A 5951-nucleotide genomic window follows, 5' to 3' on the forward strand; every position below is an offset into this window, starting at 1 on the left:
ATAAATAAGGATATTCCATTAAAAGAAAATTGGTACTTTTGTGGCTGAAAATTTGCTATCTTATTACAAAGAGCTGATAGCGTTTTTATAAAATATATGAGTAAAAATACCGTTGACCTTGGTGAGCAAAAAGATGTAGAAGTATACGGCGCCCGGGTACATAACCTAAAAAATATAGACGTTTCCTTTCCACGCAATAAACTGGTAGTTGTTACAGGTTTAAGTGGAAGTGGCAAGTCATCTCTGGCTTTCGATACCATTTATGCAGAAGGACAGCGGCGTTACATGGAAACTTTCAGTGCCTATTCCCGTCAGTTTATGGGTGGTTTAGAACGTCCTGATGTGGATAAAGTTTCTGGTTTAAGTCCGGTTATTGCCATTGAGCAGAAAACCACCAGCAAAAATCCCCGCTCAACGGTAGGTACCATTACCGAAATCTACGATTTTATGCGTTTGCTCTATGCACGTGTGGCAGAAGCTTACTCCTATAATACAGGTGAGAAAATGGAACGCCTGAGTGAAGAGCAGATTGTCAATGCTATCCTCAGGAAGTACGACAAAATGCCGGTAAACATTCTTGCACCAGTGGTTAAAGGTCGTAAAGGCCATTACCGAGAGCTGTTTGAACAAATCCGTAAACAGGGCTATGTAAAAGTGCGTGTTGATGGAGATATTCAGGACATCACTTCAAAGATGCAGTTAGACCGATACAAAATTCATGATATTGAAATTGTAGTCGACCGCCTTATTGTAGAGCCAGAAGATAGAAAACGCTTGCTTGATTCTTTGCAAACAGCAATGAAACTGGGTAAAGGTATTATTAAAATTAGTGATAAGGATAATAATGTAGCCCACTTTAGCCGTTTTCTGATGTGCCCAACAACGGGTATCTCTTATGATGAGCCGCAGCCTAATAGTTTTTCTTTTAACTCTCCATACGGTGCTTGTCATCGTTGTGATGGTTTAGGTTACATCTTTGTGGTGGACCGAGAATCTGTGATGCCCAATCCTAAGCTCAGCATTGTGAACGGAGGTTTGGCCCCACTGGGTGAATACCGTGAAATATGGATGTTCCAGGTGCTGAAAGCACTGGCCAAAAAATACAGCTTCTCCCTTTCTACACCAATTGAGAAATTGAGTGAAGAAGTGATACAGATCCTTTTAAATGGTACACCAGAATTACTTTCTGTAGCTGTAGAATATAACAAGTGGAATGTTCAGAATTACCAGATTACCTTCGATGGCATTATCAAACTGCTGGAAGAGCAGCAGGAACGTAAAGGCGAAGGTGCTGCAGATGATTTGGACAGCTTCCGCAAGCTTAAAACTTGTCCGGTTTGTAATGGTGCCCGTTTAAAAAAAGAAAGCCTTCATTTTAAAATTGATGGCAAGAATATTTTTGAACTGGCAGAGATGGATATCCTCAGTGTGAAGTCCTGGTATGAAAATTTAGAAAACCGGTTAAATGAACGACAAAATACCATCGCCAAAGAAATTCTAAAAGAAATTAGGGCAAGGCTAGGCTTCCTGAGCGATGTAGGCTTGAACTATTTAACCTTAGACCGTACGGCAAGAACTTTATCGGGTGGAGAAGCACAACGTATACGTTTGGCTACACAAATTGGTTCTCAGTTGATGAATGTGATGTATATTCTTGATGAGCCAAGTATTGGGTTACACCAGCGCGATAATGAAAGGTTGATCAATGCTTTGAAAAACCTTCGTGACCTTGGTAATACGGTATTGGTGGTGGAACATGATAAAGAAATGATTTTAGAGGCCGACCATGTGATTGATGTGGGACCGGCGGCAGGTGTAAAAGGTGGTTTTATTGTTGCTCAGGGAACACCTGCACAAATATTAAAATCTAAAACCTTAACTGCCGCTTACTTAAATGGGAAGAAGAAAATTGAGATCCCTAAAGTGAGGAGAAAAGGAAATGGCCACAAGCTGTCTATTATTAAAGCTAGCGGACATAACTTAAAAGATGTATCGGTAGATTTCCCCTTAGGTAAATTTATAGCTGTAACGGGTGTTTCTGGTAGTGGAAAATCCAGTTTAATTACTTCAACCTTATATCCCATCTTAAATCATCACTTCTTTAGGGCTAAAAAACATCCATTGCCCTATGAGAAGTTAAATGGCATTAAAGAAATTGATAAAGTTATAGAAATAGACCAGGCACCAATTGGCAGAACTCCACGTTCTAATCCATCTACGTATACAGGCGTATTTTCTGATATCAGAAACCTGTATGTGCAATTGCCTGAAGCTAAAATCCGTGGTTATAAACCTGGCCGTTTTTCTTTCAACGTTAAAGGTGGAAGATGCGAAACTTGTCAGGGTGCCGGAATGAGAGTGATAGAAATGAACTTTTTACCTGATGTGCAGGTTCCTTGTGAGGAATGTGGTGGCAGAAGGTATAACCGGGAAACGCTGGAAGTTCGCTATCGTGGAAAATCCATTAGTGATGTGCTGGACATGAGTATTGAGGATGCCTGCGTTTTCTTCGAAAATATGCCGGTGATCTATCGTAAAATCAGCACCTTAAAAGATGTAGGTTTGGGTTATATTACCCTCGGACAATCGTCGGTAACCTTATCTGGTGGGGAAGCCCAAAGGGTAAAGCTGGCCACAGAATTATCTAAAAAAGATACAGGTAGAACTTTTTATATCCTTGATGAGCCCACAACAGGTTTGCATTTTGAGGATATCAATGTGCTGCTAGGCGTATTGAACGAACTAGTTGAAAAAGGAAATACGGTTTTAGTGATTGAACATAACCTGGACGTGGTGAAAGTGGCCGACTGGGTAATTGATTTGGGTGAAGAAGGTGGTGCTGGTGGTGGTAAGATTTTATTTGAAGGTACACCCGAAGGACTGATCCAAAACCCAATTAGCTTAACAGGTAAGTTTTTAAAGAAAGAAATGGAAGGGTAAAATAGCTATATTAGCTATACTATGCTCAGATCCATTGTTTTATTATATTTCACCTTTTACCTGTGCAGCGTGCATGCACAGGTAACAAAAGGACTCACTGGTGTACGCGACACTTCATATTCCACTTATTCTGCTTTTCAAAGTACTAAAAAAACATTTCCAGATATCCGCATTGTGGGTGAACAGCCTTCTAAAGATGTTCTTGAAAAAAGAAACCTTGTTTATTGCACGATTGGTGAGCGAAATTTAGAGATTGATGCCTTTCTTCCTAAAAATAAAAAAGGCAAATCTCCTGCTGTACTCATCATTCATGGCGGTGGCTGGCGTTCAGGCAACCGCGCCCAGCATATTCCATTAGCACAGCGTTTGGCAGCTGTGGGTTATGCCAGTTTCACAGTTGAATATAGGCTATCTACAGAAGCGCTTTATCCTGCTGCAGTAAATGACCTTAAAGCAGCCCTACGTTGGTTAAAAGCAAATTCAAAAGAGTTAAATATTGATACTGGCAAAGTTGCCGTGCTTGGTTTTTCTGCAGGTGGCGAACTTGCCGCTTTTGTAGGTGCAACAGCCAATAATCCAGCTTATGAGGGTAAGACCTGTAATTTAAACTTTTCCAGCAGTGTTCAGGCTATAGTTGACATTGATGGCACCCTTTCTTTTGTACATCCAGATTCTGGTGAAGGTGATGACAGTCGTTCTACTTCTGCCGCCACTTATTGGTTTGGCTATGCCAAAAAAGATAAGCCCACGTTGTGGCATGAGGCCTCACCCTTAACTCATGCTGCAAATAATAAAGCACCTATCTTATTCCTCAATAGTTCGGTCGACCGGATGCATGCAGGAAGAGACGATTTCAGGGAAATACTCAATGCAAATAAAATCTATTCTGAAGTGCATACCTTTAACGGGGCTCCGCATTCTTTTTGTTTATTTGAACCTTGGTTTGAACCTACGGTAGGCTATATTGTGGGTTTTCTGGATAAAGTATTTAAAAAATAAAATATGAAGAAGTTTACTTTGGTGGCCATTTTTATGTGCTGCTGTACCTTTGTTTTTGCGCAGCAGAACAAGTTTAAATATACGGTAGCTAAGGATGGCAGCGGTGAGTACACCAGTATCCAGGATGCTATTAACGCCATGCGTGTTTATCCACTACAACGCATTGTTTTGTATATTAAAAATGGGGTATACAATGAGAAAATTGACTTGCCTACTTCCAATACTGATGTTACTTTTATTGGGGAGTCTGTAGAGAAAACCATCATCACCTTTAATGACTATTCAGGGAGAGGAAAGACGACTACCTTTACTTCTTACACCGCACGCATAGGGGGAGATGATTTTAGAGCGGAGAATATCACTTTTGCCAATACAGCCGGCCCGGTTGGTCAGGCGGTGGCTTTACATTTAGAAGCCGACCGTGCCGTGTTTAAAAACTGTCGCTTTTTAGGTTATCAGGATACGCTTTACCTTGCAGGTGAGAATAAACGGCAGTACTTTGTGAACTGTTACATTGAAGGGACCACAGATTTTATCTTTGGTTCTTCTACAGCTGTGTTTGAAAACTGTACCATCCACAGTAAATCGAACTCATATGTTACAGCTACTAATACGCGTGAAGGGGTAAAATATGGCTTTGTATTCATCAATTGCAAGCTTACAGCAGATGCTACAGTGACTAAAGTGTTTTTAGGCAGGCCATGGCGCGAGCATGCAAAAACGGTATTCCTCAATTGTGAACTTGGTAAACATATTGTAGCGGAAGGATGGAATAACTGGTCTAACCCTGCTGCGGAAAAGAATAGTTTCTATGCTGAATATAGAAATATTGGTGCTGGCAGTCAAATCAACAAGCGTGTGCCCTGGTCAAAGCAGTTGACAGATAAGGAGGCAAAAGCCTATACACTACAACAAATATTTACACAAAACTTAACTGCATCTGTAAAGGAAAAAGAATGGTTTAAAAATTAGCTGCATTCATAGTAATCCCCACTCAGGGAATAGTTGTTTTAAATTTTAATGAGCAAAAACCTTTAGGGTTCTGCTCATTAAAATATGTATCTAGTTTTCAACAAGAACTTCGTAATAGCTGCTGTTTAAATTAGCATTAGCTTTCTCTGCAGCTTCAATAGGTCTGAAATCTGAAAGAATTTCCGGCGTACCTTTTTTAACACAAACGTTATGTTCAAAATGAACTGCAGGTAGACCATCTTGAGTGGATATTGTCCAGCCATCTTCTAAAGTATAGATTTCACGGCTTCCCATTGTAATCATAGGCTCAATGGCTAACACCATGTTCTCCATTAATTTTTTGCCACTTCCTCTTCTGCCGTAATTAGGGATCTGCGGATCTTCGTGCATTTCTCTTCCTACGCCATGACCTACCATTTCACGAACAACACCATAACCGTACTTTCCGTTGGTGTAATTTTCAATAGCATAACCAATATCGCCGGTACGGTTACCCGTTACCGCCTGTTTAATGCCAACATAGAGTGATTCTTTGGTAATCCTAACGAAATCAAGAATTTCTGGTGACGTTTCTCCTAAAATAAAAGTGTAAGCATGGTCTCCATGAAAACCGTTTTTATAAACAACAGTATCAATAGATACAATATCTCCTTCTTTCAAAACATAGGTTCCAGGAAAGCCATGAACAACTTGCTCATTTACAGAAATGCATAGAGAATATGGATAGCCGTGGTAGCCTTTACATGATGGAATACCACCATTATCTCTGATAAAAGTTTCTGCCATTGTATCAAGCGATAGGGTAGTGATACCAGGTTTTAATATTTTTGCAACTTCAGTAATTGTTGCACTCACCATTAAACAACTTTCACGTTGAATTTCTACTTCTTCATTTGTTTTATATAAACTCATTATGATGTTTCTTTTTTACAAAAATACAAAACATAGTAATAAGAAATGTTTTGTTAAGCTCATGAATTAATTTAGGGCATTACCGGTTAATATGTCTTTATCTTTTTATAGAGAGGAGGTCAAGGTTT

4 protein-coding genes are annotated in these 5951 nt (G+C 39.8%); 3 read left to right on the forward strand and 1 reads right to left on the reverse strand.

The features are described 5' to 3' along the window. Nucleotides 1-96 precede the first annotated feature (96 nt). The 3 genes from uvrA to ACR2F7_RS02070 are packed head-to-tail and all read left to right on the forward strand — an operon-like array spanning nucleotide 97 to nucleotide 4911. Nucleotides 97-2940 carry an excinuclease ABC subunit UvrA gene (uvrA, locus tag ACR2F7_RS02060; protein WP_432711949.1) on the forward strand — a complete coding sequence of 948 codons (2844 nt, stop codon included), beginning with the start codon at nucleotides 97-99 and terminating at the stop codon, nucleotides 2938-2940. A 21-nt stretch (nucleotides 2941-2961) separates the two neighbouring features. Then, nucleotides 2962-3939, forward strand: coding sequence for an alpha/beta hydrolase (locus ACR2F7_RS02065; protein WP_432711950.1), 978 nt, complete (start codon nucleotides 2962-2964; stop codon nucleotides 3937-3939). Nucleotides 3940-3942: 3 nt separating this feature from the next. After that, nucleotides 3943-4911, forward strand: coding sequence for a pectinesterase family protein (locus tag ACR2F7_RS02070; protein ID WP_432711951.1), 969 nt, complete (start codon nucleotides 3943-3945; stop codon nucleotides 4909-4911). Between the two features lie 90 nt (nucleotides 4912-5001). On the opposite strand, the gene map is transcribed toward ACR2F7_RS02070, so the two are convergent. Further along, nucleotides 5002-5823: a type I methionyl aminopeptidase gene (gene map, locus ACR2F7_RS02075; RefSeq protein WP_432711952.1), complete on the reverse strand. Its 822-nt coding sequence runs from the start codon at nucleotides 5821-5823 to the stop codon at nucleotides 5002-5004. Nucleotides 5824-5951: the final 128 nt, after the last annotated feature.

This window comes from Pedobacter sp., from assembly GCF_045628745.1.
Lineage (GTDB): Bacteria > Bacteroidota > Bacteroidia > Sphingobacteriales > Sphingobacteriaceae > Pedobacter.

Excerpts from the sequence above, each read along its gene's own strand:
- ACR2F7_RS02065 (WP_432711950.1), top strand. The coding sequence starts at position 2,962 with ATGCTCAGATCCATTGTTTTATTATATTTCACCTTTTACCTGTGCAGC.
- uvrA (WP_432711949.1), top strand. The coding sequence starts at position 97 with ATGAGTAAAAATACCGTTGACCTTGGTGAGCAAAAAGATGTAGAAGTA.
- map (WP_432711952.1), bottom strand. The coding sequence starts at position 5,823 with ATGAGTTTATATAAAACAAATGAAGAAGTAGAAATTCAACGTGAAAGT.
- ACR2F7_RS02070 (WP_432711951.1), top strand. The coding sequence starts at position 3,943 with ATGAAGAAGTTTACTTTGGTGGCCATTTTTATGTGCTGCTGTACCTTT.